This window comes from Microbispora sp. NPDC049125 (assembly GCF_040802045.1).
In the GTDB taxonomy this organism is placed as follows: Bacteria; Actinomycetota; Actinomycetes; order Streptosporangiales; family Streptosporangiaceae; genus Microbispora.
Window position 1 is genome coordinate 174389 of the sequence record NZ_JBEZDW010000001.1, and the last position, 14024, is coordinate 188412.

Consider the following 14024-nt stretch of genomic DNA (forward strand, 5'->3'; position numbering starts at 1 on the left):
CCTGGGCATGTGCCCGACTCGCCGTACACCGATCTCGACCGGCCGCCGCTTTCCGAGGCGGCGCTGCGTGGAGCGCTGCTGCGCCCCGGGTCGCTGTGGTCCTCCCTCGACGTCGTCGAGCGGACCGGGTCGACCAACGCCGATCTCGCGAGAGCCGTACGTGAGGGGACGCGTGAGGGCGCGGTGCTGGTCGCCGAGTCGCAGTTCGCCGGGCGCGGGCGGCTGGGCCGGGCGTGGACGGCGCCGTCCCGGTCGGGGCTGACGTTCTCGGTGCTGCTGAAGCCGGATGTGCCCATCGCGCGCCAGGGCTGGCTCTCGCTGCTCGTGGGGCTGGCCGCCGCGTCGGCGGTCCGGCGCGTCGCCGAGGTCGACGTCCGGCTGAAGTGGCCGAACGACCTGCTGGTGGGCGAGCGGAAGCTGGCCGGGATCCTGGCGGAGCGGGTGGACCGGGCCGTGATCATCGGCATGGGCATGAACGTCTCGCTGCGGCCCGGGGAGCTGCCGGTGGACCGGGCGACGTCGCTCGTCATCGAGAACGCCGCCTGCGCCGACCGTGACCCGCTGCTGCGGGCCGTCCTGCGGGAGATCGAGTCCCACTACCGCGACTGGGTCGCGGCGGAGGGCGACGCCGACGCCAGCGGTCTGCGCGCCGCCTATCTCGCCTGGTCGGCCACGGTGGGGCAGGAGGTCAGGGTCGAGCTTCCGGGGGAGCGGGTGCTGACGGGTCTGGCCGTCGGGGTGGACCCGTCCGGTCACCTGCTGGTGCGCTCCCAGGGTGAGGATCACGCGCTGAGCGCGGGTGACGTCGTGCACGTCAGGCGGCCTCCGGAGCAGGCTCCGCCCGGCCTCGGCCGTCCCGGCCTGGCGGACGGCTGACCGGCGGCTCAGCGGGCAACTCGGGGGACAACTGAGCGGGCTGCTGCTCCGGCATGCAAACGCAACGCGAACGTGTCACGATTTGCGCCATGGGTCTCCCGGATCATCACCTGACCGAGGGCGAGCGGGTCGTTCTATCGTTCCATCCGCACTGGAAGCGGCTGATCATGCCGTTCCTCGCCCTCATCGTTGTCGTGGCCGCCGTCGGCGCCGCGTTCTTCCTCCTTCCCGGCGACTACGAGTACGCGGGGTACGCCTGGATCGCCGTGGGCGTGGTCGCGTTCGTCGCGCTCGTGCTGTGGTCGATCATTCCCTTCCTGCGGTGGCGGACGACGTCCTACACCCTGACCTCGCACCGGTTCGCCATCAGCGTCGGCGTACTCAACAAGTCCGAGGACGACATCCCCCTCGCCAAGGTCAACAGCGTCAGCTCCGACCAGAAGTTCATCGAGCGCCTCCTCGGCTGCGGCACCCTGCGGGTGGAGTCGGCCTCCGAGAAGGGCGAGATCGACTACCGGGACATCCCCAAGATCCAGCTCGTCCGCCAGGAACTGTTCCGCCTGGTGGAGGACGCCTCAGATGGGAACATCGACGGCAGATGACCAGGGCGCGGACCACGCGCCGGCCGGGGGGAGGGGGACGTGGACAGATCCGGGCGTCCCGGCGCCGACGACATGCGGAGGCTGATTCTCGGGCCGTCGCCGTCCTACACCCGCCGCCAGGTGGCCGAGGCGGCGGGCGTCCCGCAGGATCTGGCCGCCCGCGTCTGGCGGGCGCTGGGCTTCGCCACGCTGGCCGACGACGTGGTGGCGTTCACCGACGCCGACCTGGCGGCGCTGAACCGGATCCGCGACCTGCTCGACGAAGGGCTCCTCGATGAGCGCACCGTCATCCGGATGGCCCGGGCCCTCGGCCGTACGACCGCGCGGCTGGCGCAGTGGCAGGCCGAGATCATGATCGAGACGCTGCTCGACCCGCAGGGCAGGCCGAGCGACGACGATCTCGCGCGGGCGATGGAGACGGTGACCCGGCTGCTGCCCGACTTCGAGCAGACCCTGCTCCACGTCTGGCGGTCACAGCTCGCGGCGGCCGCCAGCCGTCTCACCGCCCTCGCGGATGCGGGGGACGAGCCGGTGCCGACCCGGCCGGACCTCGCCGTGGGGTTCGCCGACCTGGTGTCGTTCACCAGGGTGTCGCGGGAGCTCGACGAGCTGGCCCTCGCCGACCTGATCGAGAGCTTCGAGTCCCGGGCCTCCGATGTCATCGCGGCCCATGACGGGCGGCTGGTCAAGACCCTCGGCGACGAGGTGCTGTTCACGGCCGCCGACCCGCCCACCGCGGCCGCCATCGCGCTCGACCTGGTCGACGAGCTCAGGCCACGGGGTGAGGGGCCGGACGTGCGCATCGGCCTGGCGTACGGACCGGTCCTGCCCGTCATGGGCGACGTCTTCGGCACCACGGTCAACCTGGCGGCCCGGCTCACCTCGATGGCCCGTCCGGGCACGATCGTCACCGACGACGGGATGGCCGAGGGCCTGGCCGGGGCGGCCGGCACCGACCTGCTGAAGCTCCGCCGCCGGCCCGCCCGCGGGCTCGGCGTCGTCCAGCCGTACGTTCTCCGCAGGGCCGACCCGGCCCGGCGGAGGACTCAGCGAGAAGAGAAAGAGTGAGGTACAGGCATGCCGTACGAAGTGCAGGGCGTGGTGGCGCGGGGCAAGGGCGAGCCGGTGACGCTGGAGACGGTCCTCGTGCCGGATCCGGGGCCGGGGGAGGCGGTCGTCGCCGTGCAGGCCTGCGGGGTCTGCCACACCGACCTCCACTACCGCGAGGGCGGCATCAACGACGACTTCCCGTTCCTGCTCGGCCATGAGGCCGCGGGCGTGGTGGAGGCCGTCGGCGAGGGCGTGACCGGGGTGGAGCCGGGCGACTACGTGATCCTCAACTGGCGCGCGGTGTGCGGCCAGTGCCGGGCCTGCCTGCGCGGCCGCCCGTGGTACTGCTTCAACACCCACAACGCCACCCAGAAGATGACGCTGGCCGACGGCACCGTCCTCAGCCCCGCGCTGGGCATCGGCGCGTTCGCGGCGAAGACGCTGGTCGCCGCCGGGCAGTGCACGAAGGTCGACCCGGCGGCCAAGCCCGCGGTGGCCGGCCTGCTCGGCTGCGGCGTCATGGCGGGCCTCGGGGCGGCGATCAACACCGGCGGGGTCACCCGCGGCGACTCGGTGGCCGTGATCGGCTGCGGCGGCGTGGGCAACGCCGCGGTCCTCGGGTCGCGGCTCGCCGGGGCGCGCAAGATCATCGCGGTGGACGTCGACGACCGCAAGCTCGCCTGGGCGCGCGACTTCGGCGCCACGCACCTGATCAACTCCAGCGACACCGACCCGGTGGAGGCGATCCGCGAGCTGACGGAGGGCAACGGCGCCGACGTGGTGATCGAGGCGGTCGGCCGCCCGGAGACCTACACCCAGGCGTTCTACGCCCGCGACCTCGCCGGGACCGTCGTGCTCGTCGGCGTGCCGACCCCGGAGATGCGGCTCGACCTCCCGCTGCTCGACGTCTTCGGGCGCGGTGGCGCGCTGAAGTCCTCCTGGTACGGCGACTGCCTGCCGAGCCGCGACTTCCCCATGCTGATCGACCTCTACCTGCAGGGCAGGCTCGACCTGGACGGGTTCGTGTCCGAGACCATCGGCGTCGGCGACGTCGAGGAGGCGTTCGCCAAGATGCACCGCGGGGAGGTGCTGCGGTCGGTGGTGGTCTTCTGACGTGGCGGCGAGGTTTGTGAGGCAGCACACATAGGCATACCTAACATTGTGGGTTACCTTAGGTATGCCTAACCTCGCCTACCACTGAGAGGCCCTCCCGCATGTACGTCTGCGTCTGCCGCGCGGTCACCGAGAACGACGTGCACGACTGCATCGCCGCAGGGGCCAAGACCGCCCGCCAGGTGCGGGACGCCACCGGCGCCGGGGGGGACTGCGCGTCATGCGTCCGGAAGATCTGTGCGATGCTGAAACGGTCAGAGGACCTGGTCACCAGCGCATAGAACGAGGAACGCGATGCAGGGGGACAAGGAGATCATCGCGCTGCTCAACGAGCAGCTCACCTCCGAGCTCACCGCCATCAACCAGTACTTCCTGCACGCCAAGATGCAGGCCAACTGGGGATACACGAAGCTCGCGGGCTACACCCGTGCCGAGTCGTTCGACGAGATGAGGCACGCGGAGGAGCTCACCGACCGCATCCTCTTCCTGGAGGGGCTGCCGAACTACCAGAAGCTGGGCACGCTGCACATCGGTCAGACCGTACGCGAGCAGCTCCAGGCAGACCTGGAGCTGGAGCTGGGCGTGGTCAAGCGGCTCCGGCCGGGGGCCGCGCTGATGCGGGAGCGGGGCGACATCACCTCCGCCGCGCTCTTCGAGCGGATCCTGGCGGACGAGGAGCACCACATCGACTATCTGGAGACCGAGCTCGGGCTGCTCGACAGCCTGGGCGAGCAGCTCTACCTCCAGCGCTACGCCGAGCCTCCGTCGCCCTCCTGAGACGCCCTCCTGAGACGCCCTCCTGAGGCGCTCCCGAGGGGGTCCCGAGAGCCATGAGAACGCCTGCCGGATTCTTCCGGCAGGCGTTTCTTCTGTTTTGCAGTACTAAGCCCTCGAAGGTCTAAATGGCGGAGGAATAGGGAGAACATCAGGGCCCTTGCGTGTTGACTATCCCGGATTTATCAGTGTTTGCCCAGGTCATTTAATGAGTCAACGACAAGTCAAACTGCGCGCTGTAGCCGGGAAACGATCGCTTAAGGTCCTACGATCGCATCCATGACCTGCGTACTTCTCGCCGAGGATGACACCTCGATATCAGAGCCGCTGGCGCGTGCCTTGCGCCGGGAGGGCTACCAGGTGGAGGTGAGCCCGGATGGCCCGCAGGCCCTGGAGAGGGCCCTGTCGGGGGGCGTCGACCTGATAGTTCTCGACCTCGGCCTTCCGGAAATGGACGGGCTGGAGGTCGCTCGCCGCATCAGAGCGGAAGGGCACGGGACTCCGGTCCTGATCCTCACCGCCCGTGTCGACGAAGTCGACACCGTCGTCGGGCTCGACGCCGGGGCCGACGACTATGTGACCAAGCCGTTCCGCCTCGCAGAGCTGCTCGCCCGTGTGCGGGCACTGCTGCGGCGCGGGACGTCCGAGACCCCGGTGGTGCAGGGCGTCCGTATCGACGCCGATTCGCGCCGGGCATGGATGGGGGACAAGGAGCTGCACCTCACCACGAAGGAGTTCGACCTGCTGCGCGTGCTCGTACGAGACGCCGGCAAGGTCGTCACCCGCGAGCAGATCATGCGCGAGGTGTGGGACACCAACTGGTGGGGATCCACGAAGACACTCGACATGCACATCTCATGGCTGCGCCGCAAGCTGGGGGACGACGCGGCCAAACCGCGCTACATCACGACCGTCCGAGGGGTCGGCTTCCGTTTCGAGCGCGAGTAGGCCACCGTGAGGTGGCCGTCGGGGAGGAGCTAGCACGTGCGCCGGCGCCTGCTTTCCTCCATGTTGCTCGTCGCTGTCATCGCCGTCCTGTTGTTAGGCGTGCCCCTGGGCGTAGTCGTCGTCCGGCTCATCAACGACGAGGCCGCCCAGGAGCTCAGATCGGACGCGAGCAGGCTGCTCATCGGAGTGGAGTACTCCGTCAGTCAGCGGCAGCCCATAGATCCGTACCAGCTCGCCAAGAACTATCCGGACCGATACCTCCAGGTGTTCGTCCGGGGAAACCCGTCCCTGATGGTGGGCACGCCGCCGCCGGTCGGCCGCGAGCTCACCGAGGAGGCACGGTCAGAGAACGGTTACGTCCGGGTCGGCCGCGACGCCGGCCAGATCCAGCAGGACATCCAGGCGCGGCTGGTGCTCACCACCGCGCTCGCCGTGGTCGCGCTCGGCGCCGCCATCGGCCTGGCCACCGTCACCTCGCGCCGCCTGAGCCTGCCGCTCCAAGACCTCACGAAGATCGCGGAGCGGCTGGGCTCGGGCGACGCCAGGCCCAGCAGGCACCGCTACGGCATCCCCGAGCTCGACCTGGTCGCCGAGGTCCTGGACCGCAGCGCGCTGCGGATCTCCGACCTGCTCGCCCGCGAGCGGGAGTTCGCCACCGACGCCTCCCACCAGCTCCGCACCCCGCTCACGGGGCTCACCATGCGCCTGGAGGAGATCGTCGCCGCGGCGGCCGATCCCCGGGTGGTCCGGGAGGAGGGCGAGGCCGCCATCGTGCAGGTCGAGCGGCTCACCGCGGTGATCGACGAGCTCCTGGCCGCCGCGCGGCGGCAGCGCCACGCCCAGGCGGAGCCGATGCCCGTCGACGACGTCGTGGAGCAGCAGATGACCGAGTGGGAGCCGGCGTTCCGCCGGGCCCAGCGCTCACTGGTGCTCGCCGGGGACCGGGGCCTGTACGCCCTCGGCACCACGGGCGGGCTGAGCCAGGTGCTGTCGACCCTGCTGGAGAACTCCCTGAAGCACGGCGGAGGCGCCCTGACGATCAACACGTCGAGCAGCGAGAGGTCGATCGTGATCGAGGTGGCAGACGAGGGGCCGGGCATCCCGGAGGCGCTGGGCCAGAAGGTCTTCGAGCGCACCGTCAGCGGCGGCGACGGGACGGGGCTCGGGCTGACGCTCGCCCGGGCCCTCGTGGCGGCCGACGGAGGGCGGCTGGAGCTGGTCAAGCGCCGCCCCGCGACCTTCGCCATCTTCCTGCGCCACGTCCGTGACAACGACCGGCACCGCGTGGTGAGCGGCCCCGCCTGAGGGCCGCTCCGGCGGGCGCGTACGGGGTCAGCGGGTGGGCAGCGGCCCGGCGTTCGCGGCCAGGTCGACTTCCTCCGGAGGGACCGCGAGGAACACCCACTTCTTGTACGACCAGAAGCGGAAGATCGTGCCGAGCACCAGGCCGATGCTCTGGGCGATGTTGTAGCTCAGGATGTCGTGCCTGCCCAGCGAGTAGGTCACGAAGCCGATCACGAGGAGCGAGATCAGCAGGCCCACGCCGTTCAGCAGGAAGAACAGGACGTACTCCCGGGCGAGGCCGCTCTGCTCCCGGTGCCGGAAGGTCCAGAAGCGGTTGCCCAGGTAGGCGATGGTGGCGGCGACGACGGTGGCGATGGCCTTGGAGACAAGGGGCCCCATCTCGACGCCGAACCGCAGGAGGTTGGTGCCGCCGAAGTCCACCACGAAGGCGAGCGCGCCCACCATGCCGAACTTGAGCAGCTCGTGGAGCAGTGCGGCGAACCGCTCGTAGGCGAGTCGAAGAAACTGCACGTCCCGCAGGTCCCTCCTGGTTGGCGGCGAGGTCATCTCAGGCTACCGGTACAGGTGATGAATCGGGCTGTTACCTCCACCTCCCCGTGTTTCGCCCCAGGTCACGAAAGAACATTTCAGAGAAAATCGCACTATCAGGCATAAGGCGAAGTGTCACCTACTACGCTCTCGCCCGACCAGGATCACCCGAAATCTGCGTGTTCTGGAGAGGTGGCACCTACGTGCTCCGCGCGATCATGGCCCTCGGCGTCGTCCTCGGCCTCGTCCTGCTCACGGCGTGCGGGAACGAGAGCGCGGGGGAGGTCACCGGCGTGCCCAGCGACTCGCCCGTCGCGTCGGCGGCGACGATCGGCCGGGCCGACGCCGAGGCGGTCTTCGGCACGCTCAAGGGGCTGGACGACGCCTGGAAGCGCGAGGACTGCGCCGAGATCGGCCGCCTCACCGCGTGGGCGGAGAGCACGCTGGGCCGCCGGGCCTGCGAGGCCGGCCGCGCGGCGCCGAGCGTCGGCGGCTACGGCGACGCCGAGTTCTTCCTGCCGGCCACGGGCGACGACGAGGACGGGGCGTGGTTCGTCGCGCTGGCCCGCCATCCCAAGCCCGCGTATTTCGTGTTCGTCCAGGAGGACGGCGGGTGGCGGCTCGGCGCCGGGCCCATCCCCGTCGTCGGCGACGCGCCGGAGCTCCAGGGCGAGGTCGAGGCGGCCGGCCAGGAGCCGGGCTCCGCGCTCAGGGCGAAGCTCACACCCACCCGGCATGTGGCGTTCCTGACCGACGCCGCCGGGGTCAGCGGGGTGAGGTTCGCCTCGGGCGACCCGATGCGCGCCCTCCTGGCCGAGCTGGTCCGCGCCCCCGCCCGGGTCCGCCCCGACCGCCTGACGACCGACGTCCGGCTCGAAGGGCCCGCCCGCGCGCTGGCTCTGCCCGGCGGGGCCGCGCTGGTCTTCCACGTGCTGCGGGTGGTCTTCACCCAGAAGCCGGGCTCCGGCCGCTCAACCCTCGCCCACCCCCGGTACGGCGCCGCCGACGTGCGCTCCTTCGCCGGTGACAGCCGGCCGGGGGAGATCACCGGAAGTGAGCTGGTGTTCCTGGCCACCGAGGTGTCCAAGGACAACCGGATGAGGACGGTCGCCATGCGCCGGGTCCTGGCCGACATCGCGGCCGGCGACTCCGAGTAGGCGTACGACCTGGGCGGCGGCGGCCGTACATCCGGTGAATCGGTAGGCTGACCTGTCGTGAGCAGCCAGAACGTTTCCCCTCTTCGATCCGGCTCGGCCCCCGTCGTCGGCATGGTCGGCGCCGGCCAGCTCGCCCGGATGACCCAGCAGGCGGCCATCGCCCTCGGCGTCGAGCTGCGGGTGCTGGCGAACGCGCGGGACGAGAGCGCCGCCCGGGTGATCGTCGACACCCGGCTCGGCGACTACCGCGACCTCGCCGACCTGCGGGAGTTCGCCAAAGGGTGCGACGCCGTCACGTTCGACCACGAGCACGTGCCGACCGAGCACATCCGGGCGCTCGTGGCCGAGGGCCACGCCGTCCACCCGGGCGCGGACGCGCTGATCCACGCCCAGGACAAGGCGGTCATGCGGGAGCGGCTGACCGCGATCGGCGCCCCCTGCCCCGCGTGGGCCAGGGTCTCCACGATGGCCGACGTCGAGGACTTCGCCGCCGGGAACGGCTGGCCGGTCGTGCTGAAGGCCGTACGCGGCGGGTACGACGGCCGCGGCGTGTGGGTCTGCCGGTCGGCGGAGGAGGCGCGCGAGCCGCTGGCCTCGGGCGTGGCGCTGCTCGCCGAGGCGTTCGTGCCGTTCGAGCGGGAGCTGGCCGTGCTGGTCGCCCGGTCCCCGCACGGCCAGGGCGTCAGCTACCCGGTTGTGGAGACCGTGCAGAAGGACGGCATCTGCGTCGAGGTCATCGCCCCCGCGCCGGGCCTGTCCGAGGAGGACGCGGCCGCGGCCCAGCACATCGCGCTCAGCATCGCCCGCGACCTCGGCGTCACCGGGCTGCTCGCGGTCGAGATGTTCGCCACCGCGTCGGGCCTGGTCGTCAACGAGCTCGCCATGCGGCCACACAACAGCGGCCACTGGACCATCGAGGGAGCGCGGACCTCCCAGTTCGAGCAGCACCTGCGGGCCGTGCTGAACCTGCCCCTGGGATCGCCCGCGCCGGCCGCGCCCGTCGTCGTGATGGCCAACCTGCTCGGCGGCCCCGACCCGGACGTGTTCTCCCGCTACGAGCACGTGATGGCCAACGACCCCGGCATTAAGATCCACTTCTACGGCAAGGACGTACGCCCCGGCCGGAAGATCGGCCACGTGACCGCGCTCGGCACGGACCTCGACGAGGTCAGGGCCCGCGCCCTGCACGCCGTCACCTGCCTGAGAGGACCCGTTGATGCCTGACGTGCCGATGCCTGACGTGGGGATAGTCATGGGGAGCGACTCCGACTGGCCGGTCATGCGGCTGGCCGCTGAGGCGCTCGCCGAGTTCGGCGTGCCGTTCGAGGCGGACGTCGTGTCGGCGCACCGGATGCCCGCCGAGATGATCGAGTACGGCTCCCGCGCCGCCTCCCGGGGGCTCAAGGTGATCATCGCCGGCGCCGGCGGGGCCGCTCACCTGCCGGGCATGCTGGCCGCGGTCACCCCGCTGCCGGTGATCGGCGTCCCCGTGCCGCTGAAGTACCTCGACGGGATGGACTCGCTGCTGTCCATCGTCCAGATGCCCGCCGGGGTGCCGGTCGCGACCGTGGCGATCGGCGGGGCGCGCAACGCCGGTCTGCTCGCCGTACGCATCCTCGCCGCCTCGGACGAGACGCTGCGCGGGCGGATGGAGGAGTTCCAGGCGGCGCTGCGAGAGCAGGCGCACGCCAAGGGCGAGCGGCTGCGCGCCGAAGCCGCCGCGATGCCGGCCGCGGTCACCGGCTCGTCGCACGGCGGCTGACGCGGGAGGGCGGCCCCGCCGACACGACGGAACGCCGTCGCCGGGCGGTCAGGACGCCCGGCGACGTGGTCGCGGGTGATCAGGGCCGGATGAGTTCAGGGTCGGGTGAGTTCAGGGGCGGCCGAGCGCCCGATAGTTCCAGCCCGCGCACCGCCAGGTCTCGGCGTCCAGCACGTTGCGGCCGTCGATCAGGTTGCGGGCCGCCACCGTGGCGCCGAGCTCCTCCGGGTCGAGCGCCAGGAACTCCTGCCACTCGGTGAGGAGCAGGACCACGTCGGCGTCCCGTGCCGCGTCGAAGGCCGACTCGGCGTATCCCAGATGCGGATGGGCGGCCCGGGCGTTGCCGAGGGCCGCCGGGTCGTAGACCTTGACCTTCCCGCCCTGCTCGGCGATCGTGACGGCCACGTCGAGCGCCGGCGAGTCGCGGATGTCGTCCGAGTTGGGCTTGAACGCGGCCCCGAGCACGGCGACCGTGCGGTCGTCGAACGAGCCGCCGAGCAGCTCCCTGGCCAGGTCGACCACCCGGACCCTGCGGCGGATGTTGATCGAGTCGACCTCGCGCAGGAAGGCCAGCGACCGATCGGCTCCCAGCTCCTCCGCGCGGGCGATGAAGGCCCGGATGTCCTTGGGCAGGCAGCCGCCGCCGAACCCGAGCCCGGCGTTGAGATACCGGCCGCCGATCCGGTCGTCGTACGACAGGGCCTGCGAGAGCTGCCGTACGTCGCCGCCGGAGGCCTCACACATCTCCGCCATGGCGTTGATGAAGGAGATCTTGGTGGCCAGGAAGGCGTTCGCCGCCGACTTGACCAGCTCGGCCGTCGGGAAGTCGGTCACCACGATCGGCACCTCGCCCAGCGGGGCGTACACGTCCCTGAGCACCTTCTCGGCCCGCTCCGACGCGACGCCCATCACGATCCGGTCGGGCCGCAGGGTGTCCTGGACGGCGAAGCCCTCCCGCAGGAACTCGGGGTTCCAGGCCAGCTCGACCTGCATCCCGGCGGGCGAGAGCCGTACCAGCTTCTCGGCGAGACGCTCCGCGGTGCCGACGGGAACGGTGGACTTGCCGACCACGAGGCACTCGCGGTCGAGGTGGGGCGCGAGGGACTCCACCACGGCGTCGAGGAACGAGACGTCCGCGGCGTACTCGCCCTGCATCTGTGGCGTTCCCACGCAGATGAAGTGCACGTCGCCGAAGGCGGCCGCCTCCTCGTAGGAGGTGGTGAAGCGGAGCCGGCCGGACTCCAGGTTCCGCTGGAGGAGCTCCTCCAGGCCTGGCTCGTGGATCGGCAGCTCCCCGCGCCGGAGGCGCTCGATCTTGCCCGGGTCGACGTCCAGACCGAGCACTTCGAAGCCCATCTCGGCCATGCACGCCGCGTGCGTGGCACCCAGGTAACCGGTCCCGAGCACGGTGAGGCGGTACGGCACGGCAGCTCCCCTCTTACCGACTCTGTGTGATGTGGCATGGTACCGGGCCGGTCAACTGCCCCGTGAGCCGCCAGGGTTAACCCATCCCTGGCCCAAAGGTACGGTGGTCATCGCCGCACGTCGACGGCGGGCCGCCGTTCGGCTGGGGTTACACGCCCAGTCAAGAGACGAGGCCGTACTGGCTGGTAACCTTCTGTTCGGACGTCCTAGTATCTCGCTATGAGCTTCCCTCTCTACGCGCTGCCCGAGGAGCACGAGATGCTCCGCGAGACGGTCCGGGCCCTCGCCGAAGAAAAGATCGCCCCGCGGGCCGCGGCGGCGGACGAGAACGAGGAGTTCCCGTGGGAGGTCTACAAGGACCTCGTCGCGGCCGACCTGCACGCGGTGCACGTCCCCGAGGAGTACGGAGGGGCCGGGGCCGACGCCCTCGCCACCGTGATCGTGATCGAGGAGGTGGCGCGCGCCTGCGCCTCGTCCTCGCTGATCCCGGCCGTCAACAAGCTGGGCACCGTCCCGCTGCTGCTGTCGGCGTCCGAGGAGCTCAAGCAGCGTTATCTCGCCCCGGTCGCACGCGGGGAGGCGATGTTCTCGTACGCGCTCAGCGAGCCCGAGGCGGGCTCCGACGCGGCCGCGATGAAGACCCGCGCCGTCCGGGACGGTGACCACTACGTGCTCGACGGCACCAAGATGTGGATCACCAACGCCGGGGTGTCGGAGTTCTACACCGTCATGGCCGTGACCGACCCCTCTGCCGGCGCCCGGGGCATCTCGGCGTTCGTCGTGGAGAAGGACGACGAGGGCGTCTCCTTCGGGGCCAAGGAGAAGAAGCTCGGCATCAAGGGCTCGCCCACCCGTCAGGTCATCCTGGAGGGGGTGCGCATCCCGGCGTCGCGGATGATCGGCGAGCCGGGGACGGGGTTCAAGACCGCACTGGCCACACTCGACCACACCCGTGTCACCATCGCGGCGCAGGCGCTCGGCATCGCGCAGGGCGCCCTCGACTACGCGATCGGGTACGTCAAGGAGCGCAAGCAGTTCGGCAAGGCGATCGCCGAGTTCCAGGGGCTCCAATTCATGATCGCCGATATGGCGATGAAGCTGGAGGCCGCCCGTCAGCTCACCTACGCCGCCGCCGCCAAGTCGGAGCTGGCCATGCACGGCACGCCGGTCAAGGACCTGACGTTCTTCTCCAGCGCCGCCAAGTGCGCCGCCTCCGACGCCGCCATGGAGATCACCACCGACGCCGTCCAGCTTCTCGGCGGGTACGGCTACACGCGGGACTACCCGGTCGAGCGCATGATGCGCGATGCCAAGATCACCCAGATCTACGAGGGCACCAACCAGATCCAGCGCGTAGTCATGGCTCGCCAGCTTTTGAAGTAGCCCTTGACGTGCAGAAACCCCGCTTCCGGTGTATGGGGAGCGGGGTTTGCCATGTCGAGTTCCGGACCTCTGCGCGATCTTGCTCGTCTACCTGGCTCCCATGATCAGGGCTAGGAGCCCCATGCGGACGACGACGCCGTTGAATCCCTCGACCCAGTAGCGCGCGTACGGCGTGTCGTCTATCTCCTCGGACAGTTCGTCCAGGTGTGGCAACGAGTGCAGGACGATGAGGTCTGGTTTGGCTTTCTCCCGGAGCAGGTCCAGAGTGAGCCGGTATTCGGGCGGAGTGGCGTCGGCGCCGGCGGCGCGGGTCGAGCTGGACGCGCCGTGGTCCGGCTGTCGGAGCGCCTCCATGTACACCACGTCGGCCGTGCCGATCACGGACTCGATGCTGTCCGCCTGGACGAATTCGGCGCCGGCCGCCCGGATCTCCCTGCAGAAAGACTCGGCCGGGGCCATCTCCGGGCGTGTCACCCATGTGATCTTCATCGGGAACAGGGTGGCCGCGAAGGCGAGCGAACGCATCGTGCGCATGCGCATGTCGCCGGTGCACACGATGTGCACTCCCTCCAGCTTCCCGAATTCCTTCCAGATCGTATAGAGGTCGATCATGACCTGGGTCGGATGCTCGCCCCAGCCGTCACCGCAATTGATCACGGGGACGGACGCCCATCGCGCCGCCTCATGCGGAGCGCCTTGGTCGATGCGCTCGTGAGCCAAGGGATCATGGAAGACGTCAACCCTCACCAGCTCCAGCGCCTGCTGAGAACCACGTCAGGCTGACCCTCACCCTTTTGCGGAGATTCGCGGGGAAAGCAGGCTGGCGGATCTACGCTTTGGCCACGGAATCCCACGATCCCACCTTGATCCGGACGTAACGTGACCGAGCCACCGAACATCCGCACCGCACGCCGCCGCTACGCCGCGGCCTGCGCGCTCTTCTGGCTGCCGACCGGGCTGACCATCGCACCCCTGATCCTGCTGTTCACCGAACGGGGCATGTCACTCGCGGCCATCGCGGCCTTCTTCGCCTCGCACTCCGTCACCGCCGCCGCGCTTGAGCTGCCCACAGGAGGGCTGTCCGACGTCCTGGGTCGCCGC

General features: G+C 70.4%; 15 protein-coding genes. 12 read left to right on the forward strand and 3 right to left on the reverse strand.

The annotated features are described in order from the left end of the window. Nucleotides 1-9 precede the first annotated feature (9 nt). From AB0B72_RS00745 to AB0B72_RS00780, 8 genes are all read left to right on the forward strand, one after another. Nucleotides 10-876 carry a biotin--[acetyl-CoA-carboxylase] ligase gene (locus AB0B72_RS00745; RefSeq protein ID WP_367736150.1) on the forward strand — a complete coding sequence of 289 codons (867 nt, stop codon included), beginning with the start codon at nucleotides 10-12 and terminating at the stop codon, nucleotides 874-876. 89 nt (nucleotides 877-965) lie between these two features. Further along, nucleotides 966-1478, forward strand: a complete 513-nt coding sequence (locus tag AB0B72_RS00750) for a PH domain-containing protein (RefSeq protein WP_367736151.1) — start codon at nucleotides 966-968, stop codon at nucleotides 1476-1478. A 39-nt stretch (nucleotides 1479-1517) separates the two neighbouring features. Beyond that, nucleotides 1518-2546, forward strand: coding sequence for an adenylate/guanylate cyclase domain-containing protein (locus AB0B72_RS00755; RefSeq protein ID WP_367736152.1), 1029 nt, complete (start codon nucleotides 1518-1520; stop codon nucleotides 2544-2546). Nucleotides 2547-2555: 9 nt separating this feature from the next. Beyond that, nucleotides 2556-3641, forward strand: coding sequence for an S-(hydroxymethyl)mycothiol dehydrogenase (locus tag AB0B72_RS00760; RefSeq protein ID WP_367736153.1), 1086 nt, complete (start codon nucleotides 2556-2558; stop codon nucleotides 3639-3641). A 101-nt stretch (nucleotides 3642-3742) separates the two neighbouring features. After that, nucleotides 3743-3922: a bacterioferritin-associated ferredoxin gene (locus tag AB0B72_RS00765; RefSeq protein ID WP_367736154.1), complete on the forward strand. Its 180-nt coding sequence runs from the start codon at nucleotides 3743-3745 to the stop codon at nucleotides 3920-3922. Nucleotides 3923-3935: 13 nt separating this feature from the next. After that, a complete protein-coding gene (gene bfr, locus AB0B72_RS00770) occupies nucleotides 3936-4418 on the forward strand; it encodes a bacterioferritin (protein ID WP_367736155.1) in 483 nt (160 codons plus the stop codon). Between the two features lie 276 nt (nucleotides 4419-4694). After that, a complete protein-coding gene (locus AB0B72_RS00775) occupies nucleotides 4695-5363 on the forward strand; it encodes a response regulator transcription factor (RefSeq protein ID WP_030451323.1) in 669 nt (222 codons plus the stop codon). Nucleotides 5364-5399: 36 nt separating this feature from the next. After that, complete coding sequence (locus AB0B72_RS00780; RefSeq protein WP_367736156.1) at nucleotides 5400-6668, forward strand: ATP-binding protein; 1269 nt, start codon at nucleotides 5400-5402, stop codon at nucleotides 6666-6668. 27 nt (nucleotides 6669-6695) lie between these two features. On the opposite strand, the gene AB0B72_RS00785 is transcribed toward AB0B72_RS00780, so the two are convergent. Continuing rightward, complete coding sequence (locus AB0B72_RS00785) at nucleotides 6696-7178, reverse strand: GtrA family protein (protein ID WP_367736157.1); 483 nt, start codon at nucleotides 7176-7178, stop codon at nucleotides 6696-6698. Nucleotides 7179-7375: 197 nt separating this feature from the next. Between AB0B72_RS00785 and AB0B72_RS00790 the strand changes: the two genes are divergently transcribed. The 3 genes from AB0B72_RS00790 to purE are packed head-to-tail and all read left to right on the forward strand — an operon-like array spanning nucleotide 7376 to nucleotide 10115. Then, on the forward strand, nucleotides 7376-8353 hold the full coding sequence (locus AB0B72_RS00790; RefSeq protein WP_367736158.1) for a hypothetical protein: 978 nt from the start codon (nucleotides 7376-7378) through the stop codon (nucleotides 8351-8353). 57 nt (nucleotides 8354-8410) lie between these two features. Beyond that, the gene (locus AB0B72_RS00795; protein WP_367736159.1) at nucleotides 8411-9577 is read left to right on the forward strand and encodes a 5-(carboxyamino)imidazole ribonucleotide synthase; all 1167 of its coding nucleotides are present in this window, start codon (nucleotides 8411-8413) and stop codon (nucleotides 9575-9577) included. Between the two features lie 7 nt (nucleotides 9578-9584). After that, nucleotides 9585-10115 carry a 5-(carboxyamino)imidazole ribonucleotide mutase gene (gene purE, locus AB0B72_RS00800; protein ID WP_367736471.1) on the forward strand — a complete coding sequence of 177 codons (531 nt, stop codon included), beginning with the start codon at nucleotides 9585-9587 and terminating at the stop codon, nucleotides 10113-10115. Nucleotides 10116-10226: 111 nt separating this feature from the next. Here purE and AB0B72_RS00805 read toward each other — a convergent pair whose 3' ends face one another. Continuing rightward, complete coding sequence (locus AB0B72_RS00805; protein WP_367736160.1) at nucleotides 10227-11540, reverse strand: UDP-glucose/GDP-mannose dehydrogenase family protein; 1314 nt, start codon at nucleotides 11538-11540, stop codon at nucleotides 10227-10229. A 219-nt stretch (nucleotides 11541-11759) separates the two neighbouring features. Here AB0B72_RS00805 and AB0B72_RS00810 point away from each other — a divergent pair, with 219 nt between their 5' ends. Then, on the forward strand, nucleotides 11760-12923 hold the full coding sequence (locus tag AB0B72_RS00810; RefSeq protein WP_367736161.1) for an acyl-CoA dehydrogenase family protein: 1164 nt from the start codon (nucleotides 11760-11762) through the stop codon (nucleotides 12921-12923). Nucleotides 12924-13010: 87 nt separating this feature from the next. Here AB0B72_RS00810 and AB0B72_RS00815 read toward each other — a convergent pair whose 3' ends face one another. Beyond that, nucleotides 13011-13643, reverse strand: coding sequence for a hypothetical protein (locus AB0B72_RS00815; RefSeq protein ID WP_367736162.1), 633 nt, complete (start codon nucleotides 13641-13643; stop codon nucleotides 13011-13013). Nucleotides 13644-14024 lie beyond the last annotated feature (381 nt).